Annotated in this window: 15 protein-coding genes; 14 read left to right on the top strand and 1 reads right to left on the bottom strand. The window is 48.6% G+C overall.

The window, feature by feature from the left end; translation table 11 throughout:
• Window positions 1-14: 14 nt before the first annotated feature.
• Window positions 15-812, bottom strand: coding sequence for a ParA family protein (locus tag NW199_RS07880; protein ID WP_258334223.1), 798 nt, complete (start codon window positions 810-812; stop codon window positions 15-17).
• Between the two features lie 1958 nt (window positions 813-2770).
• Here NW199_RS07880 and NW199_RS07875 point away from each other — a divergent pair.
• From NW199_RS07875 to NW199_RS07810, 14 genes are all read left to right on the top strand, one after another.
• Window positions 2771-3139, top strand: coding sequence for a hypothetical protein (locus NW199_RS07875; protein WP_258334222.1), 369 nt, complete (start codon window positions 2771-2773; stop codon window positions 3137-3139).
• A 105-nt stretch (window positions 3140-3244) separates the two neighbouring features.
• Window positions 3245-4390, top strand: coding sequence for a replication protein RepA (locus NW199_RS07870; RefSeq protein WP_258334221.1), 1146 nt, complete (start codon window positions 3245-3247; stop codon window positions 4388-4390).
• Between the two features lie 41 nt (window positions 4391-4431).
• The gene (trbB, locus tag NW199_RS07865) at window positions 4432-5376 is read left to right on the top strand and encodes a P-type conjugative transfer ATPase TrbB (protein ID WP_258334220.1); all 945 of its coding nucleotides are present in this window, start codon (window positions 4432-4434) and stop codon (window positions 5374-5376) included.
• A gap of 60 nt (window positions 5377-5436) precedes the next feature.
• Entirely contained in the window at window positions 5437-5766 is a 330-nt protein-coding gene (locus NW199_RS07860; RefSeq protein ID WP_258334219.1) for a TrbC/VirB2 family protein, read from the top strand.
• A gap of 80 nt (window positions 5767-5846) precedes the next feature.
• Entirely contained in the window at window positions 5847-6191 is a 345-nt protein-coding gene (trbD, locus tag NW199_RS07855; RefSeq protein ID WP_258334218.1) for a conjugal transfer protein TrbD, read from the top strand.
• 15 nt (window positions 6192-6206) lie between these two features.
• The gene (locus NW199_RS07850; RefSeq protein ID WP_258334217.1) at window positions 6207-8819 is read left to right on the top strand and encodes a VirB4 family type IV secretion/conjugal transfer ATPase; all 2613 of its coding nucleotides are present in this window, start codon (window positions 6207-6209) and stop codon (window positions 8817-8819) included.
• The gene (locus NW199_RS07845) at window positions 8803-9594 is read left to right on the top strand and encodes a VirB8/TrbF family protein (RefSeq protein WP_258334216.1); all 792 of its coding nucleotides are present in this window, start codon (window positions 8803-8805) and stop codon (window positions 9592-9594) included. The genes NW199_RS07850 and NW199_RS07845 overlap by 17 nt, the downstream gene beginning before the upstream one ends.
• 15 nt (window positions 9595-9609) lie before the next feature.
• A complete protein-coding gene (gene trbG, locus NW199_RS07840; RefSeq protein WP_258334215.1) occupies window positions 9610-10497 on the top strand; it encodes a P-type conjugative transfer protein TrbG in 888 nt (295 codons plus the stop codon).
• Between the two features lie 2 nt (window positions 10498-10499).
• Complete coding sequence (locus NW199_RS07835; RefSeq protein WP_258334214.1) at window positions 10500-11054, top strand: conjugal transfer lipoprotein TrbH; 555 nt, start codon at window positions 10500-10502, stop codon at window positions 11052-11054.
• Entirely contained in the window at window positions 11041-12504 is a 1464-nt protein-coding gene (locus NW199_RS07830; RefSeq protein ID WP_258334213.1) for a TrbI/VirB10 family protein, read from the top strand. The genes NW199_RS07835 and NW199_RS07830 overlap by 14 nt, the downstream gene beginning before the upstream one ends.
• Window positions 12505-12516: 12 nt before the next feature.
• A complete protein-coding gene (locus NW199_RS07825) occupies window positions 12517-13302 on the top strand; it encodes a TrbJ/VirB5 family protein (protein ID WP_258334212.1) in 786 nt (261 codons plus the stop codon).
• Window positions 13303-13304: 2 nt separating this feature from the next.
• Entirely contained in the window at window positions 13305-15062 is a 1758-nt protein-coding gene (locus tag NW199_RS07820) for a type IV secretion system protein (protein WP_258334211.1), read from the top strand.
• A gap of 74 nt (window positions 15063-15136) precedes the next feature.
• Window positions 15137-15334 (top strand): hypothetical protein, encoded by a 198-nt coding sequence (locus NW199_RS07815; RefSeq protein ID WP_258334210.1) that lies wholly within the window; start codon window positions 15137-15139, stop codon window positions 15332-15334.
• A 244-nt stretch (window positions 15335-15578) separates the two neighbouring features.
• Complete coding sequence (locus NW199_RS07810) at window positions 15579-16340, top strand: Fic family protein (protein ID WP_258334209.1); 762 nt, start codon at window positions 15579-15581, stop codon at window positions 16338-16340.
• Window positions 16341-16426 lie beyond the last annotated feature (86 nt).

Below are 16426 nucleotides of genomic sequence, written 5' to 3'. Positions count from 1 at the left end.
TATCGTATCCTCAATTATTCATCCTGCTGATTGCCTTCGGGTAAGGGCAAAAGTTTATTCGGCGCCCGCAATCCCATTTTCCGGAGAATCAATTTCCCGAAAGCAAAAAATTCATCACGGGCGGCTCTCGCTGCCGATTTCTTTAATTCCCAGCAAGGAATTTGAGCCTCCATCGCTTCGGCAAAAGAGTCGCGATTGGAGAGTCCTCCCGGGAGCACCAAGTTGCCGTAGGCTTGACGAAGCGCCTTGATGTTTCTTTGATGACGCTGAATATTGTTGCGGATTCGATTGGGAATGATGCCCAGGAATTGCAACTCAGGATTGGCTTGTTTGAATTGATCGATCAGTTCCATCATTTGACCCACGCCGTCCAAGGCGAACACTTCCGGCTCCATCGGGCTTAACACAAAATGTGAATTAAGCGCTGCCGCGCCCATGTTAGCCGTAATGGATGGAGGCGTATCCATGATGCACAAGTCAAATTTGTCGTCCCATGCGGCCAATGCCGACGAGAGTCGTTCAACGGCATCCTCAACGGTTGAGAGATCCATTTCACCTTGCACAGCCGGAACTACCGTGAGTAACGATGTAGGTGAGAGGGTGGCCGGATCAAAACCGTCTTCAAAAATTTGGTTGGCGGTAATGCCATTGACATTTGTCCACGGCTCAAGCGCAAGCGAGGCGTTCGTTTGATCGTCTAAATCAATGAGCAAAGTTCTCAAGCCACTTTGGGCCGCATAGGCAGCAAGGTGACAGGCGATCGTTGTTTTACCTTGTCCACCTTTAATCACTGCGAGTGTTAAGCGTTTCATAACGCCTCCTAAAAATTTCAACGGTTGAAATATTTTTCAATAAAAGTTTCAACGGTTGAAATATTACACCATCTAAAGGATTTTTGTCTATCCGATATACAAAATTTAAAAAATAGTCGAAGAATTTTTGATTTGCCGCAAGAAAAAACCACTATATGCATTTTGGTAATGTCCATTTTGAAATTGATCAGTATCAAAAAGAGGTTTGGACAATGCGTACCTAACTCTGCGTAAGTTTTTGAATGTTTTTCATGAAAATTTGAGCGGAGGTGACCGGAGAAAAGACACAAAAATGTTCCTAAGTCTGCGTATGAAACCACCCGGCTGTATTAAGTTTATTATCTAATTGATTTTATTAGTAATTATTTATATTTTCATCATCAATAGATGGCTAAAATGTACCCAACTCTGCGTAGATTTTTCTTTAAAGGTCTTATTTTTCTGATTCAAATCTGTACCTTCCTCTGCGTAACGAAATGTTAATGAAATGAGCTTCTTCGCCCGGTACCGTTCGGCAATTTTTAGAAAACACAATACTTGGGCTTTTGGATCAAAACATTAAAAGATTCCTTTAAATACAATCACTTAAATTAAATTATGAAAAATAAATCCATAATCCGGTTAAAACTGTCATTTTTTCTACATCTTGTGGTGTTTTTGAGAAAATTCTCTAAATTTTCTGTCGGGCTTCATTTTTAAACTCTTCTTAAACTAGATATTGTGGTTTAATCGCAAGAAGCGCAGTCAAATTCGACGACGGATGAACGTACCCAACTCTGCGTAAAAAATCGATCAATTTGGCTTTTATTTCTCTTTGAGCCTGTCGGCAAAAGAACGTCCCAATGTACCTTACTCAGCGTAGCTAACTTTTTTAGGTGTCGCTTATAGAATTAATTTAGTAATTATTTGATTTGTAAGAATATTTAATTATTTTAAAATCGCTATTTTGGTTAAAAATGTACCTAGCTCTGCGTAGAATTTCCATTAAACCGTTCATTTTTACGATTCATGTCTGTACCTAAGTCTGCGTAACAAATTGTAATTTTTTGTCTAAATACCCAGGGTAACCTGTTTTTTTGTTAATTTTCATATTCCTTTATAAATCAATGATCTATAAGAAATTATTGGAAATTCCAAATTATTTTCTTGACTTACAAGATATTGTGTTTTTATTCCTTTTGGTGAGTTTGAAGTGAGTTTTCCCCAAGATGTTGTGTAGGCAATGTCCGGTTGTTTTTTGATGCTTATCAAAATGGAATATCTCTTTTGTGTACCTAGCTCTGCGTAATGATTTTGTTATATTCAGGACGCACTTTTTTGGCTGATTTTCTTTGATTTATTTGAAGACACCGCGGAGGCGTTTGGTTATTTCAAAAGTTAATTCATTGATTTTTAATGTTTATTTCTTAATAAACTTCTTATTTCTGTACCTAACTCTGCGTAACTTTTTCTTTTCTCTGTACCCAAGTCAGCGTATGAAAGAGTCTGATTTTTTTGTATTTTGAATCGGGAGGTGTTCGAGAAAATCATTCCTATGGAATACTTAATTGAGTTTCTTAATTTTCTTATAAAACAAAAGATTACTTTTTTGAGCTTTTTAAGAAGTTTCAACCGTTGAATTTTCTATCTATTGTGGTTTTTTCTTTGAAATAAACAAAAACTTTTTTCTTTGAGGTTAAAAATGATCCGGCGGTGTTTGAATTTTGAGTTATCAACAATCGTAGCCCGCCCTACATAATTAATTAAATACATATTACATATTTATCTATATATATAGGAGCGTACCTAACTCTGCGTAAAAACGTACCCAGCTCTGCGTGGAAAAGCCTGTTTTCGGTACCTTACTCTGCGTGGATAACTCCACTTATCCACCAATTTTTTGTGGATAACTCGGCTTTTTCTCTTTTTATCTATCCGATATACATTTTTGTTTTATAATGTCGCCGAGCGAGGTGTTTATGTCGGTAAAAAATAAAGTTCAAACCAAACAAGTCAGAGTGGCAATAAGCCTCATGGAAAAGGAGGCGCTGCAAGCTCTGTGTGAAAGTCTCGGAACGACTGTTAGTCAACACGTCCGCAAACTGGCGGTTGATTTCCTGTCGTTGCCCAAGGATCAGCGTCAGCTTCAATCGTTTGATCTGAAGGCGCTCTCCAATGAGACTTCGGTGATCGCTTTATTTTCCGACGAGTACCGTCAATTGATTGTTCAAGTTTCCAAGGAACTCGGTGTGTCTTCAGCCCGTTTGATCCGGCTGTTGTTCTTATCGGAGTTGATTCAGACACCGTTTGGAAAAACAATCAAAGAGATTTTAAACCAAGCGAAGTGAGCAAGGTCACTTTTAGCTTGTTGTAGAAATGAATCGGCGCCAGAGGGTGTACCACCACCGCACTGACGCCTAAGCAAAGCAGCCATTAACAAGGGTTAGACCGCGATGCCTGACGCACATTCTAAACGAACGAACACTAAAGTACATAATTCCATGAACTCTGAATCATCGGAATTGATACTGACGCCCTCCGATTACACGTTGTCGAAGTTTGATCGACTCGCCCAAGTGCGTCGTGAGATCATGGAGAAAACGGCGCTTGAAGACGATGCCGTATCATTTTCTCCCCGTGCGATGGTCTATTGTGGCCTTCCCTACAAAAAGCCCATGGTTCAGCAAGCCGACGGCACCAAAACGCCGGCCATGCTCTACGAGCGCAAGTTCTCCCGTGTTTATATGCGTATCGGCACGCTCGCGCCCGAAGTCGGTTTGCCCTACGGCGGTATGGCCCGATTGATTCTGAGCTACATCACGCAAGCCGCCGTTCGTCGGGGTGTTCGCACCATTTGTTTAGCGGACAACATCGGCGATATGCTTCGCCAGTTTGGCATCGATAAAGTCACGGGCGGATCCCGTGGCACGATTACTACTCTTCGCAACCAATTAATCCGCTTGCGTTATTCAACGTTCTTAGTGCGTTGGGCGGAAGCGGGGGGTGCTTTCCCGGATGGAACGATTGCTCCGCCGGATATGTATTCCGAGCGCGACACCATTTTCCCGATTATTTCTGACGCTTCGTTGTGGCGAAAAGGAAACACTTCGGACATTTTAGGTTTGGAAGACGAAACGAAGTTTTTCCTGGAAATCAGTGAAGACTTCTTCAATGAGATCTGTAACCGTCCGATTCCGATTGATATGCGAGCCTATCGTGAGCTTCTATCAAGCCCGATGGCGATGGACGTCTATGTGTACCTGTCGTACCTTTCAAGCTACGTGAAAAAGCCTTTTGAATTGCCGTGGGAGGTGTTGCGCGATCAATTCCGCCCCGGCATTGCCCGTATGGCTCGCTTTAAGGCGGACTTCACGGATGCGCTCAAGGATGTGGCGATGGTGTATCCGAAGTTAAAGATGGAATTGGACGACAAGGGCGGTTTGATTATCAAGCCCGGTTCTGCTCCCTCGGTGCCGAGGCCTTCAGTCGCGCCGGCTCTGTCGGCCGGCCCTGCGCCCAAGCCTGTCAAGACAAAAACGGAAAAAGCGAAAAAGGCTAAAGAAGAGAAGGCTAAAAATCCATCCATTGCGGAAAAATAACTTCGGTTAGAATGGGTAAGGAAATTTGCTAGGAGTGTGCATTGGCCAACAAAAAAGATCTGGATGCGTTGGAATTTGCTCTCGGTGACGATGTGATTAGGGAGTGGAACGATCCATTGACGCTTGAGCTGATGTGCAACCCCGACGGCTCTGTTTGGATTGAAAAAGCGGGCAGTAGCCCAAAGTTAATCGGACAGATGGAAGCGTACAACGCGGACAATATTTGCCGTATTGTCGCCGACTCGCTCGGCAAGACCTTTTCGAAAGATCAACCGATTATCGAAGGGGAGTGGCCGATTGACGGAAGCCGTTTTGAAGGCTTGGTGCCGCCGATTGTGGCAAGTCCTTCGTTTACGTTGAGAAAGAAGGCCTCAATGGTTTTCACGCTCGATCAGTACGTCGAGCAGGAAACCATGACCCCGGAGCAACGCCGGGTGCTTGCGGATGCGATTCGTGAGCACGCCAATGTGTTGATTGTGGGCGGAACGGGCTCCGGGAAGACGACGCTTGTCAACGGTTTGATTGACGAAGTGGTGAAAAGTTTTCCCAACGAGCGCATGGTGATTATCGAAGACACCGGTGAGATCCAATGCGCTGCGAAAAATGCGGTGCAACTGCACTCCACCGTCACGACATCTATGACGGACTTATTGAAGGCGACGCTGCGCTTGAGGCCGGATCGGATTTTGGTCGGCGAAGTGCGCGGGCCGGAAGCGCTGGACTTATTGATGGCTTGGAACACCGGACACCCCGGGGGACTTGCCACTGTTCACGCTAATTCGGCTTCGGCCGGTTTGGATCGCTTGCGTTTGTTGATTTCAATGAATGCGAACGCTCCGAAAGACAGTGAAATTTTGATTGGTGAGGCGATTGACTACGTGGTCTTTATCGCCCGTGATTTACAGAAAGGGAGGAAGCTACAAGAAATCATTCGGGTCGATGGCTACGATGCCGTCACCAAAAAATACGACTTTAAGAGTCTTTAGTTTTATTTTTCTCGCGTTGTACCACCAACGCTCAACAACTTACTTTTACAAGGGGAAAGTATGCAATTGAAAGCATCCCATTTTGTCGCACTTGCGACTTTGTTTCTGATGGCCGATATGGCTATGGCTTCGACCTCCGGTTCCTGGGGTTTTGTCACCGTTTTAGACGATTTCCGTGCTGTTTTGTCCGGCCCGGTTGCCCGTGGCATTGGCGTTTTGGGCATCGTCGGCAGTGTCGGTGCTCTGATGTTTGGCGGTGAACTGAACACCTTCACGAAGACGATTGTGTACGTTGTCTTGGTGGCCGGTGTGTTGCTCACTGCCAATAGTTTCGTTGATACCGTCGCGACAGCCGGCGGTTCCTACTCTTCCGGTGCTCAAGTCCTTTAGTGAGACGGGAGGGGATCACTTGATCCCGGGGGCCCTGTTGGGCCCCTCCTGACAACCGCAAAGAGACTGACGGAGGCGGTATGGAACTGAGAACCGCACGATTTTATTCCGCTTGTAATCGCCCGGACTTGATGGCCGGATGCGACCGCAAGCTTTTTGTCCTTTTGGTCACGCTCGTAGGTTGTATGTTTTTTATGACCCCAAAGATGATCACCGCCATTGCCGGCGTGATCTTATTCGTGATCGCTTATTCGGTGCTTCGAAAACTGGCCAAAAACGATCCATTGCTCGTGCCTGTTTACCAACGACATATTACCTACAAGCGGGTTTACGCTCCGCAAGCAACGCCCTGGCGTGAAAACACGCCCGGCGACAAGGTGCGTTGGAACGGCTCCATGAGCGATTCGATCAAGGACAATGTTTAAAGAAACAAACTCGCTATGTTGGTGACATTAACCCTAGTGATCGCGATCTTAGGCATTTTGTTGGTGGCGATACTTTTTCGCCGTTCGACGGAACTGGACGCGACGCTCAAAGACAGAAAACACAAATCAATGAACCCGGGCGTGGCTGATCTTCTGCCATGGGCTGCGGAAGTCGATGATGGAATCATTGTTTGTAAAAACGGATCCTTCTGTTCGGCGTTCATCTACGCTCCGAAAGACTCAGACTATGAGACGCCGGACGAAAAAGAATTGCGCTCTTTTTACCTGAACGAAGCGTTTAAGAGTTTGGGCAACGGATGGATGGTGCACGTTGATGCCGTGCGACGCCAGTCGCCAGGCTATCCGGAACCTAATCGAAGCTTTTTCCCGGATCGGGTAAGCCGTGCCATTGACGAAGAACGCCGGCGTTTTTTTGCCTCCAAAGACCTGATGTATGAAAGTTACTTCATCATCACGATCACGTGGAAGCCTCCGATGTTGGTGGCCCAAAGGCTCGTTGAATATATGTTCGACGACGACCGGGCAAAGCCCAATCGGACAAAGCGCACCGAAGAACTCATTGAGACGTACAAAAAGGGCCTCAGAGGCATTCAAGATCGTCTCACCTTAGCTTTCCCTCACATGGCGCAACTAAAAACGCGTCACGCCGTCAGCGAGGATGGCAAAGACATTTGCTACGACGATTTTCTCTCGTGGCTTCACTTCTGTGTGACGGGCCTAAATCAAAAAATCCAATTGCCTCCCGTGGCGATGTATTTGGATCGTGTCATTGGGGGGCAAGATTTCTGGGCAGGTACCACGCCCAAAATCGGTAAAAAGTTTATTTCCACGGTATCGATTGAAGGTTTCCCGTCGGCTTCCATCCCTGGGATTCTCAATCAATTGTCCACCCTTGGTGTGGAATATCGTTGGTCAACGCGCTTTATTTGCATGGACACAATGACCGCCGAAAACCACATCGATAAGTACCGCCGTCACTGGGCGCAAAAAGTTCGAGGTTTTTTCGATCAAATCTTTAATCGCAGCACCGGACGCATCAATGTGGATGCTGCCGCCATGGTCGAAGATTGCGATCACATGAAAAGCGGGGTGACCGGGGGTTACTTCTCGGCGGGCTATTACACCTCGGTCATTGTTTTGATGGACGAAAGCCGAGATAAGCTCGATACCGCTTCTCGAACGGCGTTAAAGCTCATTCAGAAACTGGGCTTTGCCGGTCGCATTGAAGAACTCAATTGCGTGGAAGCGTGGCTTGGCTCCTTGCCGGGTAATGGCATTGCCAACGTGCGCCGGCCGTTGATTACGACGCAAAACTTGGGTGATCTTCTGCCGACCTCCGGCATTTGGACGGGTGAAGAATCGGCGCCGTGTCCTTTCTATCCGCCGGACAGTCCCGCCCTGATGCAATGCGTGACGACTGGCGCCACGCCCTTCCGGTTGAATCTTCACGTGGGTGACGTGGGCCACACGGTGATTTTGGGCCCGACCGGTTCGGGTAAGTCCACCCTATTGGGCACCATTGCGGTTCAAGCGCTTCGCTACCAAGACATGACGATCTTTTCGTTCGATAAAGGTCGTTCCATGAAGTGCCTTTGCGAAGCCGTGGGCGGTCAGCACTATGAGATCGGCGGACAGGTGACGATTGGCAGTCAGGGTAAAGATACGGGCTCTAACCGCAACGAAGTCGAAGCACTGCATGAGCAAAAGTCGCTTAATTTCGCTCCTCTGCACGACATCAAGCTCGAAACGGAAAGAGCTTGGGCGCAGTCTTGGATTGAAGATCTGTTGACGTTAAACGGCATTGATTTAACACCGGCTCGACGCAACAAGATTTCGGACGCCTTGATGGCCACGGCCAAGTCTAATCGCCAAACATTGTCGTTTTTCAGAACCGCGATCCAAGACTCGGAGATCAAGGAAGTGTTGGATCAATACGTCTCTGACGACAATCGCCAGGGACTTCTTGATGCTGACGAAGACGGTATCAGTGAATGCAATTTCAGTTGCTTTGAATTAGACGAGTTAATGAGTCACGGTGAAAAAACCGTGCTTCCCGTTCTGTTGTACTTGTTCCACCGCATTGAGCGGTCTTTACACGGTCAGCCCGCGCTAATCATCCTTGACGAAGCTTGGACGATGCTCGGCCACAAGATCTTCCGGGAGAAGATCCGTGAGTGGTTGAAGACTTTGCGCCGTGCTAATTGCTCGGTGGTGATGGCCACGCAGTCCATCAGCGACTTGATTAAGTCCGGGATCGCCGACGTCATTACCGAGTCGTGTCCGACAAAGATCTTTTTGCCCAATCCGCGTGCCAATCAAGAGGGCAGCGTTGAGCTTTACAAAGCCATGGGTTTGAACGCGTGCCAAATCGACATCATTCGGCAAGCGCGTCCCAAACGTGAGTATTACGTCGCCAGTCCCATCGGTCATCGACTCTTCAATCTTGCCTTGGGGCCCTTGGCGCTCGCCATTATCGGTGCAAGCGAACGTGAAACGCTTGAGCATATTCAAATGCTCAAAAACATTCACGGGCCCGCCTGGGTGGACTTTTACCTCAGTGAAAAGAATCTAAATCTAAAGGATTACGAAGATGCCCTTCAACATTAATGACATTCTCTCGAAGCTGCGGAAAAAGAAGGACGTGAAAAAATCGGCCGTTGCTTCTCAGCAAACCGTTGAGAAAGCCGAGAAGGAACGGGAAAAGCGTTTGAAAAACGCCCCGAGAAATCCGTTTTTGGATGCCCGCAGCGAATGGAATAACGTGAACGGCTCCGTGCTCGCAAGCCGTCAGGCTTGGATGGTGACGGCGATTTTGGCTTTGCTTGTCACGCTCGCGTCGGTGGCCGGAATGATATACGTCGGCAGTCAGTCGAAAATCATGCCTTTCGTGGTCGAAGTTGATAAAGCCGGAACGGTGATTGGCGGGGGAACGGTGGATATGAACCCCAAAGCCAGTGATCGTGTGAAGCAAGCTTTTGTTGCAAGTTTCATCACGCAAGCCCGCATGGTGACGCCCGATTCCTCTTTGCAGCGCAAAGCGCTTGATTTTGTCTTTGCAGTGATGCGCCCGACCGATCCCGCCGGCGTCAAGCTCACTGAATACTACAACGCCACGCCTCAGTCGAATCCTTTTGCCCGCGCGGAAAAGGAAATGGTGGACGTGCAAATCACGTCGGTGATTGCCGCGAGCGAATCGACCTGGGAAGTGGAATGGATCGAAACCTCCCGGGGCCGTGACGGCGCTGTTTTACAGCGTCAGCAAATGCGCGCTTTGGTGACGGTAGCCACCGATCCCTCTCGAATTACCAACAACGCTGAAATGCGAAGGAACCCCCTGGCCTTGTTTGTCACGGACGTCTCCTGGTCGCCGCGTCAGCTTTAATACCGGAGATTACACATGAAAACATTGAAACTCACTGTTCTGACCGCTTTGATTTTAAGCGCCACGGGTGCCTTGGCGGTTGACGACGAAACCTACAATACCTATTTTGACGCGGCGCAAAACCCGGTTTTAACCCGTGCCGAAGTCGCTGGCCTCAATATTGCCCGTCAGTACAACAAAGGGGTTTTAAACCCGGTGCCGGGCCCCAATGGCTCCATCATGTTCTCGTTTGGATCCGGAACGCCTTCAATTGTTTGCGCACCGCTCCAGATTTGCGACGTGACGCTGCAAAGCGGGGAACGCATCAATTCGATTAACGTGGGCGACCCGGCCCGTTGGCATATTGAGCCGGCGGTGACGGGCAATGGCTCCTATCAGCAACAACACGTCATAATCAAGCCCCTGGACGTGGGTTTGAACACGATGATGGTGGTGGCCACGGATAAACGTGCCTACCACATCAAATTAAAGAGCCATAAGACCGCTTATATGCCCTTGGTGACCTTTTCCTATCCGGAAGAACTTGCCGCGCGATTTAAGGCTGTTTCTCAAGCTCAAGCCGTGGAAAAAGAAGAAAAGACGATTCCGGAAACCGGAGAAAACTTAGACAACTTGTTCTTCAATTTTGAAATCGACGGTTCGGCGCCTTGGAAGCCGGTTCGCGTCTATTCCACGGATCGTCAAACGATCATTCAATTGCCTGAAAAGACGAAGGCCAATGAAATGCCGACCCTTTTGGTGCTTAGAAACGACAACGGTCGTTATGACGAAGACGACTTGGAAATCGTCAACTATCGCGTCAACGGCAATCGCATGATTGTCGATCAACTCTTTGAGCACGCGGTGTTGATCGCCGGTGTGGGCAGTAACCAAGATCGCGTCACGATCACGCGGGGAGAGTAATCATGCTGAAACACACAAAACTCGTTCTTTCGGCTTTGTCGGCTTGCGCACTGCTTTGCTCTTGCGTGGCGACAGTTAAACAAGGCCCCGTGACCTCAGCTCAAGTCGCGGTCGCCATGGATTCTCAAACGGTCGCTGCGCAAAAGACGGCCGATCAAATGGCAAAACTCTGGTTGCCGGCTAAAACGACATTCGCCGTTGGCATGGCTGCCGATCCCAATGACGGCTTTAGCACCGCGCTTTTAAACGAACTGCGCCAAAAGGGCTATGCGCTCGTTGAATGCTATTCGTATCAAGCGCCCAACACGCTTGAAAACCGCTCGGGCAAAGCCAAAGGCATTGAGGTGATTTCCATGGCCGAAACCTTGGCCAAAGGTGCGAGCAAATTAACGTGGGACTTCTCCGCATTGGGCCCCTGCACTCAGGGTGAAGCGTGCTTTTACCGTCTCACGGTTTATGTAAACGACACGCAACTGTCGCGCGCCTATCAATTGTCCGCCGATCAATTGATGCCGGTCGGAGCTTGGTCGCTGGGAGGTGGCAATGACAACCAATGACCGTCCTCAAGGACAAAATGAACGCATTGAGCCCACGATGGACGATAAAAATGAGCCCATCATGGACGCTCAGGCTGGCGATGCTGAAGATCCCGATCCGGCTTTGGACGTTAATAACACGCCGACGTCGCCCGGCTCCGGTGTGCGCACGGCTAACCGTTTGCCGCAAATGTTGCTCTTTGGCTTTTTAGCGATTGTCTTGGGGTTCATGGGCTTGGGATTATTCGGCTCCGATAAGCCTCAAATCCCTGAAGATAAACAAACGGACGTCAACACGCAAGCGAACAAACCCTCGCACGCGACAACCGACACGGTGGATAGCCTCGCCGGTGATCGCATGGGGGTGATTGAACAAGCGAAGTCGGACGAACCGCCTCCGCCTCCTGAGCCCGAACCTATGCCGGTTGCTCCGCAACAACAACCGATGATGGCTTCGGGGCCTGATCCCCAGGCTGAGTTGGAAGAACGTTTCCGCCAAATGAAGCTTGCCGCATTTACGGCGGCGGTGACTTCTCGTTCGTCGGTGCCCTCGTTTTCAAATGGCGCCATGGACAACATGAACGGTACGTCCGCACGTCGTCCCCAAACCTATGACGAGTATCAATCGGAAATGAGTCGGGTGCAACGCCAGATTAACGAGCTCAATAACGCCCGTCCGGGCAGTACCGATGTGACCGATCTTTACCGTCAACGCATGGCTCAAATGCCCGGAGGCGGTGGTGCCGGTATGGGTGGCATGAGCGCCGTGGGCTATGGGGATGATTCCATGAGCCGTCCGGGTGGCGAGCACTTGCTCAAGGAACAACCCGACGAGGCGAAGTGGACGCTGGACTCCAACGTCCATGTTCCTCAGACGCCTTATGAGGTTTTAACCGGAACGGTGATTCCGGCTGTGCTGATTACCGGGATTAACTCTGATCTTCCCGGCCAAATGGTCGCTCAAGTGTCTCAGAACGTCTATGACACCGCTAAAGGCAATCATTTGATTATTCCTCAAGGTACGCGCTTAATCGGTCAATACTCAAGTTCCGTGGCCTATGGTCAGGAACGTGTGTTGGTTGCTTGGAACCGGTTGATTTTCCCGGACGGCAAGTCGCTTGACATCGGATCCATGCCGGGGGCGACAGGCGCCGGCTATTCGGGTTTTGAAGATAAAGTCAATCACCACTATTTCCGCGTCTTTGGCTCGGCTTTCTTGATGTCCATGATTACCGCGGGTGTCGTGTATAGCCAAGATCACAACGACCGCAACAATGACGACGAGTATTCGGCAAGCGACGCGATGTCCGAGCAATTGGCTAACCAAATGGGCCAAACGGCTGCGCAGTTGATTCAACGAAACCTCACAATTGCGCCGACGATTGAAATTCGTCCGGGTTTCCGCTTCAACGTGGTGGTCACCAAGGACATGGTGTTTAAGAAACCTTATCAAAGCTTTGACTATCGGTAAGGGGAGGGGAGTATGAAATTACGCTTTCACACTCGTTTGGCTGCGTGGATCTGTTCGGCAATCGCATTGGGATCTTCGGGGGCGTTCGCTGCCGGGATCCCGGTTATTGACGCCTCCAATCTTTCGCAGCAAACCATGAACACAATCTCGACTTTGACTCAGGAAGTTCAGCAAGTCGAGCAATACGCCACACAAATTAACCAGTACCAGACTCAATTGCAGCAATATCAGAATATGCTGCAAAACACGCAGGTGCCTAATTTGTGGATTTTGCAGGATACGGTACGGGTGCTCAATAACACGAGAAACCTTTTTGCCAATGTCTCCATGGGCAATATTGGTCAATACCTCAAAAACTATGTGGCTCCGCAGTTCTATCAAACCAATCCGTGTTTAACGGGTGGTACCTGCACACCACAAGCCTGGACTCAATTGATTAACTCCAATCAGCAATTGACTCAAGATCGTATCGACCGATTGAACACTTGGTTCGATCAACAAAGCTCGCTTGATTCCAAACTCAAAGAGTCGGACGAGCAATTTGACCGGATTAAAGCGCAAGCCCAAACGGCTCAGGGGCAACTTCAAGCCATTGGCTACACGAATATGCTTTTGGCGCAGTTAGCCGACATCAATATGCAAACGCGCGATTTGCTCCTGGAAATGATCCGCAACGAAAAAGCCAAAGAGTTGGCTGCCGAAGCGCAACATCAAGCAATTGGCAATGCGTTACGAGTGCGCTCGAATCCTTATGACATGAGTCCGGCTCGTCAGGTGTATGTGAATTTAGGCAGATAAGTATGCGTCGATTACTACTGACCGGTCTGGGGTGGCTTGTGACTCTCACCGCCGTGGCGCAAACCACGACGGATATGACCAACACACCCCCGACGCAAGTTCAAAACGCCATGGGGCTGACGGTGACGTTGCCCAACTATGGCGCGGGAACCCTGGACTCGGTTTACAACTCATTTATCAATGCGATTGGAGGCATTAACCTCTCCGGTTACATTACGGGACTATTTTGGGCATTAGCCGGGATTGCCTTAGTGTGGCAACTCATTCAGCTCATGCTCAGTCGCGGTGAAATCGGGGATTTGATTGCCGGATTGGTGCGCTGGATGCTTTTCACCGGTATCGCTTGGATGTTTGTCGCGCCGGGTGGCTACGTCTTCCAAATGATGTCGGTGACACTGTTTGGTGACGTATCTCAATCGATGGGGGAGGTGACTCCTTCTGGGATTGTCGATATTGGCATCAACATCCTTAGTACAGCTTACAGTGCGGTGAAATGGAATTCACCGACAACCTGGGCTAATTTCGGCGTGGCGTTTGCCGTCTTTATGATGATGCTCTCCGTGGCGTTGGAATTCCTGGTGATGATGATCGCCGCCAACGTGTACATCAATGTGGGTGTGGTCACTTTAGGCTTTGCCGGTAGCAATTGGACGAAAGACTTTGCCTTTGGTTACTTCAAGGGTATTTTCATTGCTGCGCTTCAAATTTTAGGCCTTGTGGTTGTTGTGAGAATTGCTCAATCCATGTTTGTTGACATCAGTGCAAACCTGATTTACCCGGATGATGTTGAGCCTAGTCCCGGCATGATGTGGGACGCCTGTCTTCAAGCGTTCATTATCGGACTGGCCATGAAGTTACTGAGTAACCGTGTGCCTACCATGCTCGCGGGGATCCTCTCGGGTAACTTTGCATACAGTTCTGGCAATGCTTTGGGTAGCGCCGTGACAATGGCCGCCGGTGCGGGTGCGTTAGCTGGTGGTATTGCGACTTTGGGTGCTTCCGGTATTGCGAATCGCTTTACCGGCGCCGCCGTTAAAGGTCTGGGATCCACGCTTAACGGCCTTGCACAAAGTGGCTCTGCCATGAATTCGACGTTGCAGTCTGGCGGTAGCTTATCGAGCATTCTTAGCGCTGGGCGTTCCGGTTTTTCGTCCGGATTCTCTGAATTCTCAAAGGCTGCTGGTCAGTCGAAAGATGCTTCTGCTGCCGGTGAGCCCCGATCCGGGGGGGTGGGTGCTTCGCCGGCTAGCAGGGCTACGAGCGCCAATGGCGCACAAGGAGCTTATCCTGCTTCGGGTGCTCATCCTCAAGCTGGGGGATCGGCTACGCAAGCTCCATCGACACGAACCGCTCAGGTTGGTGAATCGGGCTCTCAACCGATCTCTGACGCTCAAGCAGCGCTCCAAGGCGCGCAGAATGTGGTGGCTGGGACGGCCGCCGCGGTTGGAATCGATGGGGTGCCTAATCCCAATACTCAGGCGACTGTTCCCGAGGGATCAAGTTCTGAAACGACCAATGTCGGTTTTTCATCGAACGGAGTTGGGAATGTCGGTGCTCAGACGACTACCGGCGCCACACCTCAAACGGTCACGTCAACGCCTCAATCCATGGCAGCAAAGGCCGTTCATGCGACCGGGAAAGGGTTGTACAAAGCCGGTGAGTATATGTCTCAACACCGCTCTTGGAAGGGTGTTGCTTATGGTTTGGGTGCCATTGCCGGTAATGCGTTAAGCGTTCGTAATTTCACCGGTTTTGGCTAATAAAAATTGAGCCGATGCGCAGAAAAAACTTTCGATAGAATAAGAGCTATCAAGTTATTTTCTCGGAGAACGGTATGTTGAAAAAAGCTTTAATTCCGCTTTTAGCACTTTGTGTAGCGACAGTCTCTTTGACCGGATGCAAAGACGAAGGCCCGGATTTTGATCCGCGCAAAACGGCCAAGGCTATGAAACCGGCCAAGCCCGTGAACGTCACATTTGATGTCAAGGCGCCTCCCGCAGCGCCGGCTCAAAAACAAACACCGAAGAAGTAATTCATAGCCATGACGGGGATGCCTCGCGGTCTAATGACTGTGGACATCCCTTATTTTTTTACTGCAAAAGGAGAGCCATGTGCTCGTTAATGGAAAAAGACGTTTTGTTGGAAGAAGTCTCGGCGACGGCTGCGTTTATCTCACAACGGACGCCTATTGGTGAAGAAAAACCGGAGTTTCTTCGTTGCTCAGAAAGTGGATCTTCAAAAGTTAGAGTTAGATAGTTTTTAACGTAGTTCACTCGATGTTCAAAAATGATTCTGGAATTTTAAACGGAATGCACTGGACAATCGGTGCGTTTGATTTTGATATTCCATTCTTGGGTAAATTTGGAAACTCAATATTCTTTTTCAATCAAAATTTACCGGTCATCACTTGGAATTGGCTGAAAATTCTGGAGCAAAATCCGTGTACTTTGTCTCAAACCAAAACAATTTTGAACGGTCAATCCATTGATGGTCTTGATGTTATTGATTTTCTTCAGGTTAAAAATTATGCAATCGGCGCTCAGGAACTTGTCCGTTTGTTAAGAGAAGGGGAATTCAGAGTAGATATTGAGTCCGCTAGTGCGTTGCACCGCTATGTCGGTTATAAGGATGCGCTTGAGTGGGGCACTCTTCGTAATCTAAATACTGGGATACATGATGTTGAATATGTCCCACCTTCCTTTGAAAAGTTACCTATGCTTGCAAAGGATGGCTTTGATTTTTTAACCTCTGAGGTTAGGGATCCAAAGGAACAAGCCATCGCAGTCTTCTTATTTATGGCTAGAACTCAATTTTTCTTTGATGCAAATAAGCGAACCGCTTCTTTGATGATGAATGGCTGTCTAATGTTAAACGGCTATTGGCCAATTACAGTATTGAATCAGGAAAGTGTCGAATTTCATCAAAAATTAGGCCAATTCTACGAAACCGGTAACGCCAATGACATGATGGCCTTCTTTGAAAAGAGCGTTAAAAATATTTATATCCAAAATCAAAAAAGCAAATCAAAATCTCGTTAAAAGATTAGAAGGAAAAAGATAAACGGCTTTTTAAAAGTATTCAGAAAGTGTTTTAAAAATTGATGCCTCAAACTTTTTCCTAATCT

Origin of the sequence: Parasutterella secunda (assembly GCF_024733725.1) — a bacterium.
Lineage (GTDB): Bacteria > Pseudomonadota > Gammaproteobacteria > Burkholderiales > Burkholderiaceae_F > Aphodousia > Aphodousia faecalis.
Note: the sequence above shows the minus strand (reverse complement) of the source record. Positions and strands in the feature narration are given on the sequence as shown.

Coding starts and splice junctions, on each gene's coding strand:
- NW199_RS07830 (WP_258334213.1), top strand. CDS start 11,041: ATGACAACCAATGACCGTCCTCAAGGACAAAATGAACGCATTGAGCCC.
- NW199_RS07880 (WP_258334223.1), bottom strand. CDS start 812: ATGAAACGCTTAACACTCGCAGTGATTAAAGGTGGACAAGGTAAAACA.
- NW199_RS07825 (WP_258334212.1), top strand. CDS start 12,517: ATGAAATTACGCTTTCACACTCGTTTGGCTGCGTGGATCTGTTCGGCA.
- NW199_RS07835 (WP_258334214.1), top strand. CDS start 10,500: ATGCTGAAACACACAAAACTCGTTCTTTCGGCTTTGTCGGCTTGCGCA.
- trbD (WP_258334218.1), top strand. CDS start 5,847: ATGGAACTGAGAACCGCACGATTTTATTCCGCTTGTAATCGCCCGGAC.
- NW199_RS07810 (WP_258334209.1), top strand. CDS start 15,579: ATGTTCAAAAATGATTCTGGAATTTTAAACGGAATGCACTGGACAATC.
- NW199_RS07845 (WP_258334216.1), top strand. CDS start 8,803: ATGCCCTTCAACATTAATGACATTCTCTCGAAGCTGCGGAAAAAGAAG.
- NW199_RS07850 (WP_258334217.1), top strand. CDS start 6,207: ATGTTGGTGACATTAACCCTAGTGATCGCGATCTTAGGCATTTTGTTG.
- NW199_RS07820 (WP_258334211.1), top strand. CDS start 13,305: ATGCGTCGATTACTACTGACCGGTCTGGGGTGGCTTGTGACTCTCACC.
- NW199_RS07815 (WP_258334210.1), top strand. CDS start 15,137: ATGTTGAAAAAAGCTTTAATTCCGCTTTTAGCACTTTGTGTAGCGACA.
- NW199_RS07860 (WP_258334219.1), top strand. CDS start 5,437: ATGCAATTGAAAGCATCCCATTTTGTCGCACTTGCGACTTTGTTTCTG.
- NW199_RS07875 (WP_258334222.1), top strand. CDS start 2,771: ATGTCGGTAAAAAATAAAGTTCAAACCAAACAAGTCAGAGTGGCAATA.
- trbG (WP_258334215.1), top strand. CDS start 9,610: ATGAAAACATTGAAACTCACTGTTCTGACCGCTTTGATTTTAAGCGCC.
- NW199_RS07870 (WP_258334221.1), top strand. CDS start 3,245: ATGCCTGACGCACATTCTAAACGAACGAACACTAAAGTACATAATTCC.